Origin of the sequence: Lysinimonas soli, from assembly GCF_042655435.1 — a bacterium.
Taxonomy (GTDB): Bacteria; Actinomycetota; Actinomycetes; order Actinomycetales; family Microbacteriaceae; genus Lysinimonas; species Lysinimonas soli.
The window spans coordinates 935294-955640 of the sequence record NZ_JBHSMG010000001.1; the positions used below are offsets into that span (position 1 = coordinate 935294).

The window sequence follows — 20347 nt, forward strand, 5'->3', positions numbered from 1 at the left end:
CAAGGAGGAGGGTGCGTGACCACGACTCGGCCTCCCCGTCGGCATTCGCCGAATCCGGCCCAGGGTCCGTCGTCCGAAACGCCTGCGCCGCCGCGGGCTGCCGTCGTCGCGGTGCGGCGCCTGTTCGCCGCCGAGACGCCCGAGTACTTCCTGCTGCTCGGTACGACCCTGTTCCTCGTGGTCTTCGGGCTCGTCATGGTGCTCTCGTCATCGTCGATCGAGTCGTACGTCAACGACAAGGACTTCTTCGCGACTGCGACCCGGCAGGGGCTCTACGCCCTGATCGGCGTGCCGGTGATGCTGATCGCCGCCCGTGCCCCGCTCTCGTTCTGGAAGCGCTGGGCCCGGATCGCGGTGTTCGTGGGGATCGGACTGCAGCTGCTGGTGTTCACGCCGCTCGGCTACGCCTATGGGGGCAACCGCAACTGGATCCACCTCGGGTCGTTCAATGCTCAGCCCTCCGAGCTGGTGAAGCTGGCGTTCATCGTCTGGCTGGGGTGGATCCTGACGACCCGGCGCGAGATCCTCGACGACTGGCGTCGGGTGCTGTTCACGATCGGGCCGCTGGTCGGCGCCGCGGTCGGACTCGTCCTGGTCGGCAGCGACCTGGGAACCGCGGTGATCCTGGTGTCGATCGTGCTCGGCGCGCTCTTCTACGCCGGCATCCGGCTGCGGGTGATCGCCGCGGCGATCGCGATGATCTCGGTGATCGGGCTCGTCTTCGTCTCGATCAGCCTGTCGCGCAGGAGCCGCATCGAGGCGTGGCTGGGTGGTTGCACCGACCCCAGCAAGGCCGAGTCGGACTGCTACCAGACCACGCACGGCTGGCAGTCGCTCGCGCACGGAGGCCTTTTCGGCGTGGGTCTGGGCAATTCGACCGGCAAGTGGTCGTGGGTCCCGGAGGCCGACAACGACTTCATCTTCGCGATCATCGGCGAAGAACTCGGTCTGGTCGGGGCGATCCTCGTGCTCGCCCTGTTCGTGGTGCTCACGATCTGCTTCGTCCGTATCATCCGGATGTCGCAGGATCCATTCGCGAAGATCGCGACCAGCGCGGCGATGGTCTGGATCATCGGTCAGGCCCTCGTCAACATTGCCGTCGTGCTCGGACTTCTTCCCGTGCTGGGAGTGCCATTGCCCCTGGTCTCGGCCGGAGGTTCCGCCCTCATCACGACCCTCGCCGCCATCGGCGTGGTGCTGTCGTTCGCGCGCACGCGCCCCGCCGAACGCGCGGGAGTGCCGCCGCCGGCCGGCGGGCAGCGACGCGGGACGTCTCGGCCCTCGACTCGCGTTGGTACCGTCGAGCAGTGACCACCTACCTGTTCGCCGGCGGGGGCACCGCCGGGCATGTCAATCCGCTGATCGCGACGGCCGATCGGCTCAGGGAGCGCGAGAGCGACGCGGTCGTGCTGGTGCTCGGCACGGCCGAGGGGCTCGAGGCGCGTCTGGTGCCCGAGCGCGGCTACGAGCTGCTGACCGTCCCGCGGCTGCCGTTCCCGCGACGGCTCAACCGGGACGCGCTGCGCTTCCCGGGGCGCTGGCGCGCGGCGGTGGCGCAGGTCCGCGCGATCATCCGTGACCGACAGGTCGACGTGGTCGTCGGATTCGGCGGGTACGCCGCAGCGCCCGCCTACCTGGCGGCGCGTCGAGAGAAGGTGCCGTTCGCGATCCACGAGCAGAACGCGAAACCGGGGATCGCGAACCGTTTCGGCGCTCGGCTCACCCGATTCGTCGGCGTGACCTTCGCCTCGACCCGCCTCGCCCACGCGACCGTCGTCGGCATGCCGCTGCGCCACGAGATCGAGCAGCTCGAGCTGGCACCTGCCCGCGCCGAGGCCCGCGCACTGTTCGATCTCGACCATCGCAAGCCGACCCTGCTCGTGACGGGCGGATCGATCGGCGCTCGTCGGCTCAACGACAGCGTGTCGGCGTCGGTCGCGGCCATCCTCGGCAGCGGCTGGCAGGTGCTGCACATCACGGGGTCGCGCTCGCCCGTCGACGATCCCGGCCTGGCCGGTTACCACCTGCTGGAGTACTGCGACCGCATGGATCTGGCTCTGGCGGTCACCGACCTCGCCGTATCCCGCTCCGGGGCGGGGATCGTCTCCGAGCTGGCGGCGCTCGGAATCCCCGCCGTGCTCGTGCCCTACGCGGTCGGCAACGGTGAGCAGGCGTACAACGCACGCGACGCCGTGCAGGCCGGGGGCGCGATCGTCGTCACCGACGACTCCTTCAGCCCCGACTACGTGCACGACCTGCTGCCCGCCCTTCTGCAGGATCGGGCGAGGATCGCCGACATGGCCGCCCGGATGACCTCGATCGGTGTGCGCAACGGAGCCGACCGGATGGTCGACCTGGTGCTCTCGGCGCGCGACAGCGTGCCGCGGCCCGGAACGGTAGCGTGGTCCGGATGATCAAGCCCGACCTCGACCTCGATCTGCCCACCGAGCTCGGCGCCGTGCACTTCGTGGGCATCGGCGGCTCGGGCATGAGCGGCATCGCACGCCTCTTTCTCGAGGCGGGGCATCGCGTCACGGGCTCGGATCTGCGCGACACGGATGCCGTGCGCGAGTTGCGGGCGCTCGGCGCCACGATCGCGATCGGGCACGACGCGTCCCACCTCGGCGACGCGGACACCCTCGTCGTGACGGGTGCGCTCTGGCAGGACAATCCGGAGTATCAGGCGGCCCTGCAGCGCGGCATCCCCGTGCTGCACCGCTCGCAGGCGCTCGCCTGGCTGATCGGCGGTCACCGCCTGGTGTCGATCGCCGGCGCCCATGGCAAGTCGACGTCGACGGGGATGCTCGTGACGGCCCTCCGAGAGCTGGGCGCCGATCCGAGCTTCGTCAACGGCGGCGTCATCGCCGCCTACGGACTCAGCTCGTCCTACGGCGCCGACGACCTCTTCGTGGTCGAGGCCGACGAGTCGGACGGCTCGTTCCTGCTCTACGACACCGCGATCGCCCTGATCACGAACGTCGACGCCGATCACCTCGACCACTACGGAACGCAGGAGGCCTTCGAAGACGCCTTCGTGCGATTCGCGCAGGGCGCCTCGGAGTTCGTGGTGGCCTCGAGCGATGACGCGGGCACCATCGCGGTGACCCGACGGCTGGTCGACAAGAAGCTCGTGACCTTCGGGTTCGCCGACACCGCGGACGTGCGCCTGCGCACCGTCACGGCCGAGGGCCCGGTGTCGTTCACGCTCGAATATCGCGGCGAGGGCTACGCGGCGAGGCTGGCGATCCCCGGCGCGCACAATGCGCTCAACGCGACGGGTGTCTTCGCGGTGCTCGTCGAACTCGGCTACGAGCCGGATGCCGTGCTCCGCGCCCTCGAGACCTTCCAGGGCACCGGTCGTCGCTTCGAGTTCCGCGGCTCGGTTCGCGGCGTGCGGGTGTACGACGACTACGCGCATCATCCGACCGAGGTCGCCGCAGCGCTGGCGACGGCACGTTCGGTGGTCGGCACGGGCCGGGTCATCGCGGTGCACCAGCCGCACCTCTACAGCCGCACCCAGATGATGGCAGGGGAGTTCGCGGCGACCTACGAGCACCTCGCCGACCACACCGTCGTGCTCGACGTGTTCGGGGCGCGCGAAGATCCGATTCCCGGGGTGACCGGCAACCTGGTGGCCGAGCGCTTCGACGATGCCTCCCGCGTGGACTACCTCCCCGACTGGCAGGAGGCTGCAGACCGGGTCGCGGCGATCGCCCGAGAGGGCGACCTGGTCATGACTCTCAGTTGCGGAGACGTCTACCGGATCGTTCCGCAGATCCTCGATGCGCTCGAGGCGACGCCGGAGCCGACGTTCGCGTGAAGCGTCCCGAGGGGGTCTCGGGCCCCGCGTCCACGCCGCCCGCGATGTCGCCGACGCCCCCGGCGAGAGCCGATAGAGCGGCGAAGGCGCGCAAGCCGGCGCCCGCTTCGCCCGCCACACGCACTCCCGCGCCGCCGCCGGTCGCCCCGAAGCGGGCGGCGCCCGATCCCGTCTCTCCGCCTCGTGACTCCTCGACCCGAACCGCTCCGGGAGCATCGCGCGACCGTTCGGCCAAGGCCGAGTTCCGCGCCGCGGAACGCGCGCGCAAGCGCTTCGAGCGCGCCGAGGTCAAGCGTTTCACGCGCCGGGCGAGGCGTCGGCGCGCGGGCTGGTTCGCGGCGGCGCTCATCGCCCTCGGACTGATGGGGCTCGTTCTGGCCGCCGTGTTCTCGCCCCTGCTCGCGCTGCGCACCATCACGGTCGACGGCACGTCCCGACTCGACTCGGCGAAGCTCGAGAAGGCCGTCGACGGGCAGCTCGGCACTCCTCTGGCTCTGCTGGACTACGGCAGGATCACGCGCGAGCTCTCGGCGTTCCGTCTGATCCGCAGCTACTCCACCGAGGTCCTGCCCCCCGACACCCTCGTCATCCACGTCGTCGAGCGCGCGCCGGTCGGCGCGATCCAGTCGGCGACGGCCTTCGACCTGGTGGATCCGGCGGGCGTCGTGGTCGACTCCTCGGCGACGCGGCCCGCGGGGTACCCGCTGATCCAGCTGGGCAATGGACGTCTCGACGGGCCGGGTTTCGCGTCGATGACGCAGGTGCTCCGTGCCCTGCCCGCGGCGCTGCTCGCGAAGGTCGACACGATCACGGCGCAGACGCGCGACGACGTCACACTGTCTCTGGTCGGGTCGAATCAACGCGTGGTCTGGGGCAGTTCCGACGACTCGGATGCCAAGGCGCAGGTGCTCGCCGATCTGATCGTCCTGCATGGTGGGGACGGTCCGGGGGAGTACGACGTCTCCGCCCCGGGCACGGCGGTCTTCCACCGCGACGGTTCCTGAGAACGTCGCACGCATTCGCACGACACGCGCGCTGTTGCCGCCTTCGGAGTGGCGGCGACCGTACCGTGTGAGCAGAACATGGTAGTGAGAAAGACTCTGAACTTCAAGTAGAGGTTGAGACTTTCCCTTTCCGCTCGGAGGCCGGACGTGACATCGAATCAGAACTATCTCGCGGTGATCAAGGTCGTCGGCATCGGCGGCGGCGGGGTCAACGCAGTCAATCGCATGATCGAACTCGGGCTTCGCGGCGTCGAGTTCATCGCCATCAACACGGATGCTCAGGCCCTGCTGATGAGCGACGCCGACGTCAAGCTCGACGTGGGTCGTGAGCTCACACGCGGACTCGGCGCCGGCGCCGACCCGGAGGTGGGCCGTCGCGCCGCCGAAGACCACGCCGAAGAGATCGAGGAGGCCCTCGCCGGGGCCGACATGGTCTTCGTCACGGCCGGGGAGGGCGGCGGGACCGGCACCGGAGGGGCCCCAGTGGTCGCCCGCATCGCCAAGTCGATCGGCGCGCTCACGATCGGTGTCGTGACCAAGCCGTTCGGGTTCGAGGGCAAGCGCCGTTCCTCGCAGGCCGAGGTCGGGGTCGCGTCGCTCAAGAACGAGGTCGACACCCTCATCGTCGTACCGAACGATCGCCTGCTCGAGATCAGCGACCGCGGCATCAGCATGCTCGAGGCCTTCGCCACCGCCGACCAGGTGCTGCTGGCGGGCGTTCAGGGCATCACCGACCTCATCACGACTCCGGGGCTCATCAACCTCGACTTCGCCGACGTCAAGTCGGTCATGTCGGGCGCAGGCTCGGCTCTGATGGGGATCGGCGCCAGCCGGGGAGCCGATCGGGCGATCAAGGCCGCCGAACTCGCCGTCGCCTCTCCGCTGCTCGAGGCCAGCATCGACGGTGCGCACGGCGTTCTGCTGTCGATCCAGGGCGGCTCGAACCTCGGCATCTTCGAGATCAACGACGCGGCCCGGCTCGTGCAGGAGGCCGTGCATCCCGAGGCCAACATCATCTTCGGCGCCGTCATCGACGACACCCTGGGCGACGAGGTACGGGTCACGGTCATCGCGGCGGGCTTCGATGGCGGAGAGCCCGTACTGCGTCCCGCGCACGAGCGTCGCACCAACTTCGTCGAGGCCGCAGTGCCCGTCGGGGTCGGCGCCGAGAGCGCCGGCGCGACCGGGACCGTGTCGACGGGCGGGTGGGGAGCGGAACCGGACTCGCCCCTCCCGGTGCCGCGCGACCGCGACTTCGACGACGACGACGACCTGGACGTTCCCGACTTCCTGAAGTAGCCGCCCATGTCGGAGCTCGGCGATCGGCTCGCCGCCGTCGATGATGCGATCGCGGATGCGGCGCGTGCCGCGGGGCGCGATCCCGGCGAGTTGACCAGGATCGTCGTGACGAAGTTCCATCCGGCGTCCCTCGTGCGCGAGCTGGCTGCGCTGGGCGTGCGCGACGTGGGAGAGAACCGCCACCAGGAGGCCGCGGCGAAGGCGGCCGAGTTGAGCGACCTCGCACTGCGGTGGCACTTCGTCGGACAGCTGCAGAGCAACAAGGCGCGCCAGGTGCGGCGGTACGCGTCCGCCGTGCATTCCGTCGATCGCGGAACGCTCGTGGACGCCCTGGCGGCGCCGCAGCCGCTCGACGTCTTCCTCGAACTCGACCTCACCGGCGATCCCGGCCGGGGCGGGGTCGCACCCGCGGAACTCGGGCCGCTGGCCGAGCGTGTGATGGCGACGGAAGGGCTCGTGCTGCGCGGGGTCATGGCCGTCGCCCCGCTCGACGAGGAGCCGCGCCGAGCGTTCGCTCGCGTGCGAGAGGCTTCCGAACGGCTGCGACGGATCGCCCCGACCGCCGATGCGATCTCGGCGGGGATGTCGGGCGACTTCCGTGAGGCGATCCTGGAGGGCGCGACACACCTGCGCATCGGGACGGCAATCACCGGAAAGCGACCGCCCCCCGGTTAATGTCGGAGTGAAGCACGATCCTCCGGAGGATGACATGGCGAACCCGCTGCGCAAGACGATGGTCTACCTGGGCCTGGCCGACGAAGAGTACGACGACGCGGTCCCTCAGGCCCCCGTCGCGCCGGTTGTCAGCGCGCCGCCGGGCACGCGTGCACCGGTGACCCCGCTGCGCCGCCCCGTGGCGACCAGGCATACCGCACCGGCCGGGATGAACGAGATCCTCACGGTGCATCCGCGGCAGTATCGCGATGCGCAGACGATCGCCGAGAGCTTCCGCGAGGGCGTTCCGGTCATCATGAACCTGTCGCAGATGAGCGAGCCGGATGCGCGCCGCCTCATCGACTTCGCCAGCGGCCTCTCGCAGGGTCTCTACGGCAAGATCGAGCGGGTCACCAACAAGGTCTTCCTGCTCTCGCCCGAGCACGTCGCGGTCAGTGGCGATCAGGCCGAGGTCGAGACCGACGTCGACGCCGGATTCTTCGGCCAGTAGGACCTCCCGACCCGCCCCCGGCCGGGTACGGGCGCGCCCTCGATCTCCTCGAATGACCCTGGGGGGATTCAGCCAGCCGCGTGTACTCTGGGACTCTCACTCTCAAGGTGAGCCGAAACGTGCACGTGACTTCACGTGCGACCCGAGGTGCCGAGCCTGCAGAGGCGACGCTCCCTGAACACATGATGGAAATCGACGAGGTGACTCAGATGGCCCTGACTCCGGAAGACGTTGTCAACAAGCGGTTCAATCCGACGAAGTTCCGCGAGGGCTACGACCAGGATGAGGTCGACGACTTCCTCGATGAGGTCGTCGTCGAGTTGCGCCGACTGAACCAGGAGAACGAGGAGCTCCGCCAGCGCCTCGTCGCCGGGGAGGCCCGGATCAACGAGCTCCAGCGTGGCGCGGCCGCGGCCCCGGTGGCCGCTGCTGAGCCGGCGCCGGTCGTGGCTCCCGAGCCTGCCTTCGCCCCTGCGGCAGTGGCAGCTCCCGAGGTCAACCAGCTCGACCCGGGCAACACCAACAACCTGCTCCAGCTCGCACGTCGGCTGCACGAGGAGCACGTGCGCGAGGGCATGGAGAAGCGCGACGCGCTCATCGCCGAGGGGCACGCCACGGCCGCCCGCGTCGTCTCCGAGGCGCAGCAGGCCCAGCAGGCCCAGCTGGCTGGATTCGAGAAGCAGAAGCAGAAGCTCGAGACCGAGATCGACGAGCTGCGCTCCTTCGAGAAGGAGTACCGCGAGAAGCTGCGCAGCTACATCGAGGGCCAGCTGCAGGAGCTCGAGAGCTCGCACTCCCTCGACTCCGGTTCCCCGTCGTCCGGCCAGGTCTCGATCGAGAGCGCTCCGGTCGCCGACGCGTCGACGGAATACGTGCCGGCACAGCAGGCCGCCGCTCCCGCCGGATACAGCGGACCGCAGTCGCCCGACTACGGCACGTACCCGCAGCCCACCGACTACCCGGGTTTTGCCGCAGGCAACTGAGCAGGCCGCGCCGAACAGCGCGCCAGGGCGTGGACGCGTCAGCGTCCGCGCCCTGCTGCTGCTCGCCGCCGTCGCGCTCGCGCTCTACGGTCTCGATCAGTTCACCAAGTACCTGATCGTCTCGAACATCGCGCCCGGCGAGACGGTCCCCGTGCTCGGTGAGGTGCTGCAGCTGCACTTCGTCACGAACTCGGGTGCCGCCTTCTCGCTGGCGACCGGGTTCACCTGGATCCTGTCGATCATCGCCGTCGGCGTCAGCGTCGTCATCATCTGGTTCGCCCGTCGCATCCGGTCGTTCACCTGGGCGGTCGTCTTCGGCCTGGTGCTGGGCGGCGCAGTCGGCAACCTGACGGACCGCCTGTTCCGCCCGCCGGGGTTCGGCAGCGGCCACGTCGTCGACTTCATCCAGGTCTGGGGATTCCCGGCCATCTTCAACATCGCCGACTCGGCGCTCGTCTGCGCCGTGGGCCTGTTCATCATCCTGTCCCTGCGGGGAATCGGCTTGGACGGCAGGAAGGCCGTCTACGTGCGCCGCGCCCGCTCGGCCGACGATCCCGACGTGGTGCCCGAGATCTCGAAGGGCACGCCGCCGAAGTCGTCCGCGCCCACGAAGGACTAGCCCGTGGAGACGCGCAGCCTCCCGGTACCCGACGGTCTGGCGGGGGAGCGGGCGGATGCCGCGCTCGCGCGCCTGCTCGGATTCTCGCGGACCTTCGCGGCGGAGGTCGTCGAGGCCGGAGGTGCGACCCTCGACGGCACCCCGCTGGGCAAGTCGGACCGTCTCGTGGCGGGCGGGTGGCTCGAGGTCTCGTGGACTCCGAGGTCCGAGCCCGCGATCGTGCCCACCCTCGTGCCGGGCTTCGCGGTCGTGTTCGACGACGACGACCTGATCGTGATCGACAAGCCGGTCGGCGTCGCCGCCCATCCCGCGGTCGGGTGGGAGGGGCCGACGGTCCTGGGTGCTCTCGCCGGCGCGGGGTTCCGGCTCAGCACCTCGGGCGCCGCGGAACGCGCCGGGATCGTGCACCGGCTCGACGTGGGCACCAGCGGGCTCATGGTGGTCGCCAAGAGCGAGCGCGCCTACACGGAGCTCAAGCGCCAGTTCCACGATCGCGAGGTCGACAAGATCTACCACGCGGCGGTGCAGGGTCACCCCGATCCGTTCTCGGGCACGATCGACGCACCGATCGGGCGGCATCCGAGTTCCAGCTGGAAGTTCGCGGTCACCGCCGGCGGCAAGCCGAGCGTCACGCACTACGAGACTCTCGAGGCGATGCGCTCCGCGACCCTGCTCGAAGTGCATCTCGAGACGGGACGCACCCACCAGATCCGCGTGCACATGGCGGCTCAGCGGCACCCCTGTGTCGGTGACCTGCTCTACGGAGCCGACCCGGTGCTCGCGACCAGGCTCGGTCTCGAGCGGCAGTGGCTGCACGCGATGCGGCTCGGATTCCGGCACCCGGCGTCGGGCGAACGGGTCGATTTCGCGAGCCGATACCCACCCGACCTCCAACACGCGCTGGACGTGCTGCGGGAGGACTGAGGTCGCGGTTAGGGTGGGGATCTACCTCCTGAGGCGACGACCGTGGCGAACGATTCCTTCGTGCATCTGCACGTGCATACCGAGTACTCCATGCTCGACGGTGCGGCGCGCGTCACCGACCTGATGAAGGCCGCCGCCGAGCAGGGGATGCCGGCGATCGCGATCACCGACCACGGCAACAACTTCGGTGCCTACGACTTCTGGAAGCAGGCGACCGCCGCCGGGATCAAGCCGATCATCGGCACCGAGGCCTACATCACGCCGGGGACGCATCGCGGCGATCGCAGCCGGGTGCGCTGGGGCAACGGCGGCGAGGACGACGTCTCGGGCGCCGGCGCCTACACGCACATGACCCTGCTCGCCGAGAACACGGCGGGCATGCACAACCTGTTCCGGCTCTCGTCGCTCGCCTCGATCGAGGGCTACTACTACAAGCCGCGCATGGACCGCGAGCTGCTGAGCCGCTACGCGTCGGGGCTCATCGGCACCACCGGCTGCGCGAGCGGCGAGGTGCAGACCCGGCTGCGCCTCGGGCAGTACGACGAGGCCAAGCGGGCGGCATCCGAACTGCGCGACATCTTCGGCAAAGACAACTACTTCGCCGAGATCATGGACCACGGCATCGGCATCGAGCGACGCGTGATGGGTGACCTCATCCGGCTCGCGAAAGACCTCGACCTGCCGCTGGTCGCGACCAACGACCTGCACTACACGCACGCGCACGACTCGAGTGCGCACGAGATCCTGCTCTGCGTGCAGTCCGGGTCGACGATGGAGGATCCCAACCGGTTCCGCCTCGAGGGCAACGAGTACTACCTCAAGTCGGCGGCGCAGATGCGGCAGCTGTTCTCGGATCATCCCGACTCCTGTGACAACACCCTGCTGATCGCCGAACGCTGCGAGATCGGCTTCGAGAAGCGCGACCTCATGCCGCGCTTCCCGGTGCCCGAGGGCGAGACCGAGGCGACCTGGTTCGAGAAAGAGGTCGAGACCGGTCTGGCTCGGCGCTTTCCGGGCGGGGTCGACGCGGAGCATCGCGCTCGAGCGCAATACGAGGTCGACGTCATCAAGCAGATGGGGTTCCCCGGCTACTTCCTGGTCGTGGCGGACTTCATCGGCTGGGCCAAGAGCCAGGGCATCCGGGTGGGGCCGGGCCGCGGCTCGGCGGCCGGCTCGCTCGTGGCCTACGCGATGGGGATCACCGAGCTCGACCCCATGAAGTACGGCCTCATCTTCGAGCGCTTCCTCAACCCCGAGCGCGTGTCGATGCCCGACGTCGACGTCGACTTCGACGATCGCCGCCGTCCCGAGGTGATCCGTTACGTCACCGAGAAGTACGGCGACGACCGCGTCGCGCAGATCGTCACCTACGGAACGATCAAGGCGAAGCAGGCCCTCAAGGACTCGGCCCGCGTGCTCGGCATGCCGTTCTCGGTCGGTGAGAAGCTCACCAAGGCGATGCCGCCCGCGATCATGGGCAAAGACATCTCGCTCGGCGACATGGTGAACCCCGCGGCCGAGCGGTACAAGGAGGCGGGCGACTTCCGCGCGCTGGTCGCGGCCGACGGCGAGGCGGCCAAGGTCTTCGAAACGGCGCGCGGCATCGAGAACCTCAAGCGCCAGTGGGGGGTGCACGCCGCCGGGGTCATCATGTCGGCGGAGCCCCTGATCGACGTGCTGCCCCTCATGAAGCGGGAGGACGACGGGGCGATCATCACCCAGTTCGACCAGCCGCCGCTCGAAGACCTCGGCCTGCTCAAGATGGACTTCCTGGGCCTGCGCAACCTGACGGTCATCCAGGATGCCCTGAACGCGATCGAGAAGAACACGGGCACGGCCCTCGAGATCGAGAATCTCGATCTCGACCTCGACAAGCCCACCTACGAGCTGCTGTCCCGCGGCGACACTCTCGGCGTCTTCCAGCTCGACGGCGGCGCCATGCGCGCCCTGCTGCGGCAGCTGAAGCCCACCAACTTCGAAGACATCTCGGCCGTCATCGCCCTCTACCGTCCGGGTCCGATGGGCATGAACTCGCACACCAACTACGCGCTGCGCAAGAACGGGCTGCAGCAGATCGACGCGATCCACCCGGAGCTCGAGGAGCCGCTGCGCGAGATCCTCGGCATGACCTTCGGGCTCATCGTGTACCAGGAGCAGGTGATGTCGGTCGCCCAGAAGGTGGCCGGGTTCGCCCTCGGACAGGCCGACGTGCTCCGTCGGGCGATGGGCAAGAAGAAGAAGAGCGAGCTCGACAAGCAGTTCGCCGACTTCGAGGCCGGGATGCTCGGCAACGGCTACAGCAAGCAGGCCGTGCAGGTGCTGTGGGACACCCTGATGCCCTTCGCCGACTACGCCTTCAACAAGGCGCACAGCGCCGGCTACGGCGTGCTGAGCTACTGGACCGCGTACCTCAAGGCGAACCACCCTGCCGAGTACATGGCGGCTCTGCTGACGAGCGTCGGCGACTCCAAGGACAAGCTCGGCATGTACCTCAACGAGTGCCGGAGGATGGGCATCCGGGTGCTCCCGCCCGACGTCAACGAGTCGTGGGTCGACTTCACCGCCGTTCCGAACATCGAGGGCCCCGGCGACATCCGCTTCGGCCTGGGCGCGGTGCGCAACGTGGGCGCCGGCGTCGTCGAGGGCATCCGCTTGGCCCGCGAGCAGAAGGGGCGCTTCACGACGTTCCACGACTTCCTGCGCAAGGTGCCGATCCCGGTCGCCAACAAGCGCACCGTGGAGTCGCTCATCAAGGCCGGAGCCTTCGATTCGCTGGGGGCGACTCGTCGGGCGCTCATGGAGATCCACGAGGAGGCCGTCGAAGCCGCCGTGAGCGTGAAGCGCAACGAGGCGAACGGTCAGGTCGGCTTCGACTTCGACAGCCTGTGGGACGAACCCGAGGCGGTCGACCACATCCCGCCGCGCCCCGAGTGGGCCAAGCGCGACAAGCTCGCCTTCGAGCGCGAGATGCTGGGGCTCTACGTCAGCGATCATCCCCTCGCCGGGCTCGAGCTGCAGCTCGCCAAGCACGCCACGATCACGATCGGCGAGCTGCTCGACGGGGATTCCGTCGGCGACGGCGAGACCGTCACCCTGGCCGGCCTGATCACGAGCGTGCAGCACCGCACCGCGCGCAACTCGGGCAACCAGTACGGGATCGTGCAGCTCGAGGACTTCGGCGGTGAGATCGCCGTGATGTTCCTCGGCAAGACCTATCAGGAGTTCTCGCCGGCGCTGGCGAGCGATGCCATCGCCGTGATCCGGGGACGGGTCAGCCTGCGCGACGACGGGATGAACATCCACGCCGCCAGCATGTTCCTGCCCGACACGGGCCAGAGCCTCGGCTCGGGTCCGCTCGTCATCTCGGTGCCGGAGCAGCGCGCGACCACCGAGATCGTCACCGCCCTCAACGACGTGCTGATCCGGCACTCCGGCGACAACGAGGTGCGGCTGCGCCTGGTGCGCGGCGACACCGCGCGGATGTTCGAGATCCCCTACCCGGTCTCGGTGACCGCCGACCTCTACGGCGAGCTGAAGCGCCTGCTGGGACCCAACTGCGTCGTCTAGACCCGGTCGCCCGGCTTCCAGTACTGCCGCTCGTGGTACAGCAGCGGCACGTCCGGCTCGCCGAGGGCGCCGTCCTCGATGCGCACGACGATCGCGGCGCTCTGCTCGACGGGGTAACGGCCGATGATGCGGCAGAGCATCCAGGCCGGCACGTCCCTGAGCAGGGGCAGACCGAGCGGCCCGGGTGCCCAGTGCTCGCCCTCGAAGCGCTGGGAGGCATCCAGAGAGAGCTGCTCGGCGGCGGCGCGGTTGCGGATGCCCAGCAGATGCACGATGACGTGATCGGTCTGCTCGATCGCGGGCCAGGCGCTCGCTTTGCGCGCCATGTTGAAAGTGGCCATCGGCGGATCCGCGGCCAGCGACGCCAAGGAGGTCGCCGTGAACCCGGCGGGACGCCCGTCAGGGCCGAGCGCCGTGATGACCGACACTCCTGCCGCGAGGCGGCGGAAGGCGAGCTTGAAGGCGGAGACGTCATCGGTGATCTGCGGTTCGGAGTTGTCGACGGCGTCCATGCTCCGATCGTGCCATGATCGGCGACCGCTAACATGGTGACGCCATGATCCAGACGCTCGACCTCCGCGGACGCCGCCCCAGCCGAGCCGAACTGATCGCTCTCGTGCCGCGCGCGCAGGTCGACGTCACGGTCGCGGCCGGCACCGCTGCCGAACTGATCGCCGAGGTGCGGGCGACGGGTGAGGACGCCCTCCGCTCCCAGGCGGAGCGCTTGGACCGGGTACGTCCGGATGCCATCCGAGTCGCCCCTGCCGACATCGCTGCCGCGGTCGCCGGCCTCGACCCGGTCGTGCGGGCCGCGCTGCACGAGGCGATCCGCCGGGTGCGCCTGGCGAGCGAGGCGCAGGTGCCGCAGCCGGCCGTGATCGCCATGGGGCCCGGCGCCGAGGTCGTGCAGCGCTGGCAGCCGATCGAGAGGGTCGGGTTCTACGTTCCCGGTGGCAAGGCCGTGTATCCCTCGAGTGTCGTGATGAACGTCGTGCCCGCGCAGGTCGCCGGTGTGGCCTCGGTCGTGCTCGCCTCGCCTCCGCAGGCCGCATTCGGCGGGGGAGTGCACCCCACGATCCTGGGCGCCGCGGGCATCCTCGGGGTCGACGAGGTGTACGCCATGGGCGGGGCGGGAGCGATCGGCGCGCTCGCCTACGGGGTTCCCGGCCTCGGGCTCGACCCCGTCGACCTCATCACGGGACCGGGCAACGTGTACGTCGCCGCGGCCAAGCGTCTGGTGCGCGGCGTGGTGGGGATCGACTCGGAGGCGGGCCCCACCGAGATCCTGGTCATCGCGGATGCCACGGCCGAGCCCGCGCTCATCGCCGCTGACCTGGTCAGCCAGGCCGAGCACGACGAGATGGCCGCCGCCGTTCTGGTGACCGACTCGCCGGAGCTGGTCGCCGCACTCCTGCCGCACCTCGAGCGGCTCGCGGCGAGCACCGCGCACCACGAGCGGGTCCGTGTCGCGCTGGGCGCCCGTCAGTCCGCCGTCGTGCTCGTCGACGACCTGACCGCGGCGGCGGCGTTCAGCAACGCCTACGGCCCCGAGCACCTCGAACTTCAGACCGCCGACCCCGAGCGCACCCTCGAGCTGATCACCAACGCGGGTGCCGTGTTCCTCGGGCGCGATGCGCCGGTGAGCCTGGGGGACTACCTGGCCGGGTCCAACCACGTCCTTCCGACCGGCGGGCAGTCGCGGTTCTCATCCGGTCTCGGTGCCGTGACCTTCCTGAGGTCGCAGCAGCTGATCCGCTACGACCGCGAGGGGCTGACCGGGGTGCGCGACGGCATCCGTGCGCTCAGCGATGCCGAGCAGCTCCCGGCGCACGGCGACGCGGTCGACGCCCGATTCGACGGTTAGCGCCCCCGGCATCCGAACCCTCCGGCATCCCGGCGTTCGACGCCCGGCCGCCGTATCCTGGTCGCACCATGTTCTGCCCCTTCTGCCGCTTTCCGGACAGCCGCGTCATCGATTCGCGCACCTCGGACGACGGCCTCGCGATCCGGCGACGCCGGCAGTGCCCGCAGTGCGGTCGGCGCTTCTCGACGACCGAGACCGCGAGCCTCAGCGTCATCAAACGCAGCGGGATCGTCGAGCCGTTCAGCCGCGAGAAGATCGTGTCGGGCGTGCGCAAGGCGTGCCAGGGGCGCCCCGTGAGCGACGCCGACCTCGCACTGCTCGCGCAGAAGGTCGAGGAGTCGATCCGCGCGACCGGCGTCTCGCAGATCGAGGCGAACGACATCGGCCTATCGATCCTTCCGCCGTTGCGGGAGCTCGACGAGGTGGCGTACCTCCGCTTCGCGAGCGTCTACCAGGGCTTCGACTCCCTCGAGGACTTCGAAGCCGCGATCACCCTGCTGCGGGTCGAGCACACGACCGCCGTCGACGAGGTGCCGAGCGAGGGCTGAGCGGTTCGATAGCCTGATCCAGGTATGTACCGCCTCTTCTTCCGACTCGTCCTCTCGCGCCTCGACCCCGAGTTCGCGCACCACCTGGCCTTCGTGGTCATCAGGGTGCTCCCGGTAGTCGGCATCGGCTCGCTCCTTCGGCGGTGGGCTCGCCCGGATCCGCGTCGGGCCGTGCACACCCTGGGCCTGACCTTCCCGTCACCGTTCGGGCTCGCCGCCGGCTTCGACAAGGATGCGCGCGGCGTCCGCGGCCTCGGTCAACTCGGATTCGGTCATGTCGAGATCGGCACCGTGACCGCGCGAGCGCAGCCGGGCAACCCGAAGCCGCGACTGTTCCGGCTCATCCGCGACCGTGCGGTGATCAATCGGATGGGCTTCAACAATGCGGGGGCCGCGGCGGCAGTGCCGCGACTGGAGCGCGAGGCGGGTCGAAGGATCCGCCCGGTCATCGGCGTCAACATCGGCAAGAGCCGCGTCGTCGAGGTGGATGACGCGATCCCCGACTACCTCGAGAGCACCCGGCTGCTTGCTCCGCACGCCGACTACCTCGTGGTCAACGTGAGCTCGCCGAACACGCCGGGCCTGCGCGGACTGCAGGAGCTCGACAAGCTCGCGCCCCTGCTGGAAGCGGTGCGCGACGCGGCGGCGGGCGTGCCCGTTCTGGTCAAGATCGCCCCGGACCTGCGCGACGAGGAGGTGCTGCGCATCGCCGAGCTGACGGTGCGACTGCGGCTCGCCGGCATCGTCGCGACCAACACGACCCTGTCACGCGAGGGGCTGATCACCCCGGCTGCCGAGGTCGAGGCGATCGGGGCCGGCGGACTCTCCGGCGCCCCGCTCGCGGCGCGATCGCTCGAGGTGCTGCGACTGCTGCGCGGTGCCGTTCCGCCCGAGCTCTGCCTGATCTCGGTCGGCGGGGTCGAGACGGCGGCGGATGTCGCGCAGCGCCTGGCGGCTGGGGCCACCCTCGTGCAGGGCTACACCGCGTTCCTGTACCGCGGACCGCTCTGGGCGGCCTCGATCAACCGGGGGCTACGGCAGGGCTGACGCCCCGCGGGACGTCAGCTCGGGTACTGCCCGCGCTTGACCTGCGGCTTCGGCAGCCGCATCGGCCTCAGCTGGATGGCGCGCATGAAGGCGTACCAGCGCACGCCCCGCTCGACCTTGTCTTTGCCGAACTTGTCGCCGAGCTTGCGATTGACGCTCGCGCCCAGGTAGAGCCCGTCGGCGACGACGATGATCAGAACGCCCCACACCGCGATCAGCGCGATGCTCGAGTACTGCACCGGCAGGAAGTAGGTGAGGATCACGAGCACCAGGATCGGCAAGAGCACCTCGCCGAGGCTGAAGCGCGCGTCGACGAAGTCGCGCACGTAGCGCTTCTGCGGGCCCTTGTCGCGCAGCGGCAGGTACTTGTCGTTGCCCTGGGCCATGCCGATCCGCGCCTTCTCGCGCTGCAGCGCGGCCTGATCGCGCGACTGGCGCGCGGCCAGCCGACGATCGCTCGGCACGAGCGGCTGCTTGCGCGCCGCCTCCTGCTCCTTGCGGGTCGGGGTGGGGCGGCCCTTCGTCACGGGCGCGTCGACGCCGGCCTCATCCGCCGGCTCGGCGGCCGTCGCGTCGCGGTCGGTCTTGGGGGTCTTGGCCACGGTGTGGGTCCTTGCTCTCGTGTGGTGTTTAGATTACCCGCATGGCTTCGCACCACGCTTCCGAGTCCTCGTCGTCCGCGTCCGGTATCACCGAGGGGGCGGATGCCCTACGTGAACTCGTACAGGCCGGTCTGCCGAGAGCGATCGCCGAACTCTCGACGCTCGTGCGCATCCCCTCGGTGTCGTGGGACGGATTCGATCACGGGCACGTGGTCGCCAGCGCGGAGAAGGTGGCCGAGCTGGCCCGTGAGACCGGCGTCTTCGACGAGGTCGAGATCATCCAGGTGCCGATCGCCGAGACCGGCCGGCTCGGCCTCCCGGCGGTGCTCGCCCGTCGTGCGGCGCGGAACGGCCGCCCGACCGTGCTCCTGTACGCGCACCACGACGTGCAGCCCGAGGGCGACGAGGGGCACTGGGACTCCAAGCCCTTCGAGCCGACCCTGCGTGGCGATCGCCTGTACGGACGAGGGACGGCGGATGACAAGGCCGGCGTCGTCACGCACCTGGCGGCTATCCGCGCGCTCACGAGCGCACTCGGCGCGGAACCCGAACTCGGCATCGTGTTGTTCGTCGAGGGGGAGGAGGAGTTCCTCTCCCGCTCGCTCCCGACGATCCTGGAACGCCATCACCAGCAGCTCGCGGCCGACACGATCATCGTGGCGGATTCGGGCAACTGGGACCTCGAGACCCCGGCGCTGACCGTCGGCCTGCGCGGTGCGGTGGCGTTCAACCTGCGCATCAGCACCCTGAGCCACGCCGTGCACTCCGGGCAGTACGGGGGAGCGGTGCCCGACGCGATGCTCGCCGCGATCGAACTGCTCGCCACCCTGTGGAAGAAAGACGGCTCGGTCGCGGTGAAGGGGCTGACCGCCCACGTCGCCGAGACGCCCGAGTACGACGAAGCCAAGCTCCGCGACGAGACCGGGCTGCTGGACGGCGCGGAGCCGATCGGCTCGGGCGACATCCTCTCCCGGTCGTGGTACCAGCCCTCGATCACGGTCACCGGCATCGACGCCCCGAGCGTCAAGAACGCCTCGAACACGCTCGTGCCGAGTGTGCGGGTGCGCATCAGCGGGCGGGTTGCCCCGGGGCAGGACGCCCGCGAGTTCTACGAGAAGCTCGAGGCGCACCTGCTCGAGCACGCGCCGTTCGGGGCGCAGTTGAGCATCGAGGACCTCGACCTGGGCGAGGCGTTCCTCGTCGACACCAGCGGCTGGGCCGCAGCCGATGCCCTCGACACCATGCACGAAGCCTGGGGCGTCCCCCCGGTGTCGATGGGATCGGGCGGCTCGATCCCGTTCATCGCCGACCTGGTGAGCCGCTACCCGGCGGCGCAGATCCTGATCACGGGGGTCGAAGATCCGGACGCGCGGGCGCACAGCCCGAACGAGTCGCTGCACCTGCCGACCCTGCAGCGCGCCATCCTGTCGGAGGCCCTGCTGTTGGCCCGGATGAACTCGCGTTCGCTGTAGCCCGCGAAGCCGGCCGCTCCCGACGTACACTGTCTGACATGTCCGACACCATGACTGCACCCACTGGGACCGAGCCCGCCACTCACGGCGTGAAACTCTCCGATGTCGCCGCCGACAAGGTGCGCAGCCTGCTCGAGCAGGAGGGTCGCGACGATCTGCGCCTGCGGGTCGCCGTGCAGCCCGGGGGCTGCTCCGGCCTGATCTACCAGCTGTACTTCGACGAGCGCCTGCTCGACGGTGACGCCACGGCCGATTTCGGCGGCGTGGAAGTGGTCGTCGACCAGATGAGCGTGCCCTATCTCGACGGCGCGTCGATCGACTTCGAAGACACCATCCAGAAGCAGGGTTTCACCATCGACAACCCCAACGCCTCGGGCAGCTGCGCCTGCGGAGACTCGTTCCACTGACTCGATGACGAGGGGCGTCTGACACGCCTCGCCGAGAGCGTCCACCGGGAGGTGGGCGCTCTTCTGCGTTGTAGAGTGGTGACGAACCAGCCCCACGCTCGAGAGGTTACAGGTGCGCCCCAAACGCCCGCAGAATCGGACCACAGCGATCCGACCCCGCCGATCCCGTTTGGCTCGCTGGGCCCTTGCGCCCATCGGCGTCGTCGTCGCGGTCGTGCTGGCTGGATGCTCGCAGCAGCAGCTGGACGGCTTCCTCCCCGGAGGCCCCGGCGTCACCAACCACACGCAGATGGTCACGAGCCTGTGGGTCAACTCGTGGATCGTGCTGCTCGGCGTGGGCGTGGTCACCTGGGGTCTCATCATCTGGGCCGCCGTGGTCTACCGCCGCCGCAAGGGCCAGACCGGCCTTCCCGTGCAGCTGCGGTACAACATGCCGATCGAGATCTTCTACACGATCGTCCCGCTGATCCTCGTGCTCGGTTTCTTCGCCTTCACGGCGCGTGACCAGGCGACGATCGAGGCCAACCCGGGCAATCCCGACGTCAAGGTCGAGGTCTTCGGCAAGCGCTGGTCGTGGGACTTCAACTACCTCGATGAGAAGGTCTACTCGCCCGGCGTTCAGGTGCAGAACCGGCTCAACGCCGACGGCAGCGTCGACCTCAGCAAGCTGCCCACGCTCTACCTGCCGGTCAACAAGAAGGTGCAGATCGACATCGAGTCGCGCGACGTCGCGCACTCGTTCTGGGTCATCGACTTCCTGTACAAGAAGGACCTGATCCCGGGTCAGACCAACCACATGTACTTCATCCCCGAGAAGCTCGGCACCTACCAGGGCAAGTGCGCCGAGCTGTGTGGTGAGTACCACGCCGACATGCTCTTCCAGGTCAAGGTCGTCTCCCAAGCGGAGTACGACCAGCAGATCCAGGACCTGAAGGATCTCGGTCAGGTCGGTCGACTCGGCCCCGAGTACAACACCAACTCCAACCTGCCGGGAACCGGCGCCACGACGACGACAGAGGGCTAGGC

19 protein-coding genes are annotated in these 20347 nt (G+C 69.3%); 17 read left to right on the plus strand and 2 right to left on the minus strand.

The genetic code is table 11. The features are described from left to right. Nucleotides 1-15: 15 nt before the first annotated feature. The 11 genes from ftsW to dnaE all read left to right on the plus strand — a co-directional run bounded on the left by ftsW (nt 16) and on the right by dnaE (nt 13381). Nucleotides 16-1311, plus strand: a complete 1296-nt coding sequence (ftsW, locus tag ACFPJ4_RS04515) for a putative lipid II flippase FtsW (protein WP_386739089.1) — start codon at nt 16-18, stop codon at nt 1309-1311. After that, complete coding sequence (locus tag ACFPJ4_RS04520) at nt 1308-2414, plus strand: UDP-N-acetylglucosamine--N-acetylmuramyl-(pentapeptide) pyrophosphoryl-undecaprenol N-acetylglucosamine transferase (RefSeq protein ID WP_386739090.1); 1107 nt, start codon at nt 1308-1310, stop codon at nt 2412-2414. The genes ftsW and ACFPJ4_RS04520 overlap by 4 nt, the downstream gene beginning before the upstream one ends. Then, on the plus strand, nt 2411-3820 hold the full coding sequence (gene murC / locus ACFPJ4_RS04525) for a UDP-N-acetylmuramate--L-alanine ligase (protein ID WP_386739091.1): 1410 nt from the start codon (nt 2411-2413) through the stop codon (nt 3818-3820). The genes ACFPJ4_RS04520 and murC overlap by 4 nt, the downstream gene beginning before the upstream one ends. Next, nucleotides 3817-4824: an FtsQ-type POTRA domain-containing protein gene (locus ACFPJ4_RS04530; RefSeq protein WP_386739092.1), complete on the plus strand. Its 1008-nt coding sequence runs from the start codon at nt 3817-3819 to the stop codon at nt 4822-4824. Before murC ends, ACFPJ4_RS04530 begins: the two co-directional genes overlap by 4 nt. Nucleotides 4825-4971: 147 nt before the next feature. Next, nucleotides 4972-6123 (plus strand): cell division protein FtsZ, encoded by a 1152-nt coding sequence (gene ftsZ / locus ACFPJ4_RS04535; protein WP_386739093.1) that lies wholly within the window; start codon nt 4972-4974, stop codon nt 6121-6123. A gap of 6 nt (nt 6124-6129) precedes the next feature. After that, nucleotides 6130-6798, plus strand: a complete 669-nt coding sequence (locus ACFPJ4_RS04540; RefSeq protein WP_386739094.1) for a YggS family pyridoxal phosphate-dependent enzyme — start codon at nt 6130-6132, stop codon at nt 6796-6798. Between the two features lie 34 nt (nt 6799-6832). After that, nucleotides 6833-7288, plus strand: a complete 456-nt coding sequence (locus ACFPJ4_RS04545) for a cell division protein SepF (protein ID WP_386739774.1) — start codon at nt 6833-6835, stop codon at nt 7286-7288. Nucleotides 7289-7497: 209 nt separating this feature from the next. Further along, a complete protein-coding gene (locus ACFPJ4_RS04550) occupies nt 7498-8271 on the plus strand; it encodes a DivIVA domain-containing protein (protein WP_386739095.1) in 774 nt (257 codons plus the stop codon). Next, nucleotides 8255-8890: a signal peptidase II gene (gene lspA / locus ACFPJ4_RS04555; protein WP_386739096.1), complete on the plus strand. Its 636-nt coding sequence runs from the start codon at nt 8255-8257 to the stop codon at nt 8888-8890. The genes ACFPJ4_RS04550 and lspA overlap by 17 nt, the downstream gene beginning before the upstream one ends. 3 nt (nt 8891-8893) lie before the next feature. Beyond that, nucleotides 8894-9814 carry an RluA family pseudouridine synthase gene (locus tag ACFPJ4_RS04560; protein ID WP_386739097.1) on the plus strand — a complete coding sequence of 307 codons (921 nt, stop codon included), beginning with the start codon at nt 8894-8896 and terminating at the stop codon, nt 9812-9814. Nucleotides 9815-9856: 42 nt separating this feature from the next. Further along, on the plus strand, nt 9857-13381 hold the full coding sequence (gene dnaE / locus ACFPJ4_RS04565) for a DNA polymerase III subunit alpha (protein ID WP_386739098.1): 3525 nt from the start codon (nt 9857-9859) through the stop codon (nt 13379-13381). Here dnaE and ACFPJ4_RS04570 read toward each other — a convergent pair. After that, the gene (locus ACFPJ4_RS04570; RefSeq protein ID WP_386739099.1) at nt 13378-13893 is read right to left on the minus strand and encodes a flavin reductase family protein; all 516 of its coding nucleotides are present in this window, start codon (nt 13891-13893) and stop codon (nt 13378-13380) included. The genes dnaE and ACFPJ4_RS04570 overlap by 4 nt on opposite strands. Before the next feature lie 44 nt (nt 13894-13937). Between ACFPJ4_RS04570 and hisD the strand changes: the two genes are divergently transcribed. From hisD to ACFPJ4_RS04585, 3 genes are all read left to right on the plus strand, one after another. Next, nucleotides 13938-15245, plus strand: a complete 1308-nt coding sequence (gene hisD, locus ACFPJ4_RS04575; protein WP_386739100.1) for a histidinol dehydrogenase — start codon at nt 13938-13940, stop codon at nt 15243-15245. Nucleotides 15246-15313: 68 nt separating this feature from the next. Continuing rightward, complete coding sequence (nrdR, locus tag ACFPJ4_RS04580; RefSeq protein ID WP_386739101.1) at nt 15314-15793, plus strand: transcriptional regulator NrdR; 480 nt, start codon at nt 15314-15316, stop codon at nt 15791-15793. A 24-nt stretch (nt 15794-15817) separates the two neighbouring features. Then, nucleotides 15818-16840 (plus strand): quinone-dependent dihydroorotate dehydrogenase, encoded by a 1023-nt coding sequence (locus ACFPJ4_RS04585; RefSeq protein ID WP_386739102.1) that lies wholly within the window; start codon nt 15818-15820, stop codon nt 16838-16840. 14 nt (nt 16841-16854) lie between these two features. Here ACFPJ4_RS04585 and ACFPJ4_RS04590 read toward each other — a convergent pair whose 3' ends face one another. Further along, a complete protein-coding gene (locus tag ACFPJ4_RS04590) occupies nt 16855-17442 on the minus strand; it encodes a DUF3043 domain-containing protein (protein WP_386739103.1) in 588 nt (195 codons plus the stop codon). 41 nt (nt 17443-17483) lie between these two features. Here ACFPJ4_RS04590 and ACFPJ4_RS04595 point away from each other — a divergent pair, with 41 nt between their 5' ends. The 3 genes from ACFPJ4_RS04595 (at nt 17484) to ctaC (ending at nt 20345) form a co-directional block, all read left to right on the plus strand. Then, nucleotides 17484-18914 carry a dipeptidase gene (locus tag ACFPJ4_RS04595; RefSeq protein WP_386739104.1) on the plus strand — a complete coding sequence of 477 codons (1431 nt, stop codon included), beginning with the start codon at nt 17484-17486 and terminating at the stop codon, nt 18912-18914. A gap of 38 nt (nt 18915-18952) precedes the next feature. After that, complete coding sequence (locus tag ACFPJ4_RS04600; RefSeq protein ID WP_386739105.1) at nt 18953-19321, plus strand: HesB/IscA family protein; 369 nt, start codon at nt 18953-18955, stop codon at nt 19319-19321. 169 nt (nt 19322-19490) lie between these two features. Then, nucleotides 19491-20345 (plus strand): aa3-type cytochrome oxidase subunit II, encoded by an 855-nt coding sequence (gene ctaC, locus ACFPJ4_RS04605; RefSeq protein WP_386739106.1) that lies wholly within the window; start codon nt 19491-19493, stop codon nt 20343-20345. Nucleotides 20346-20347 lie beyond the last annotated feature (2 nt).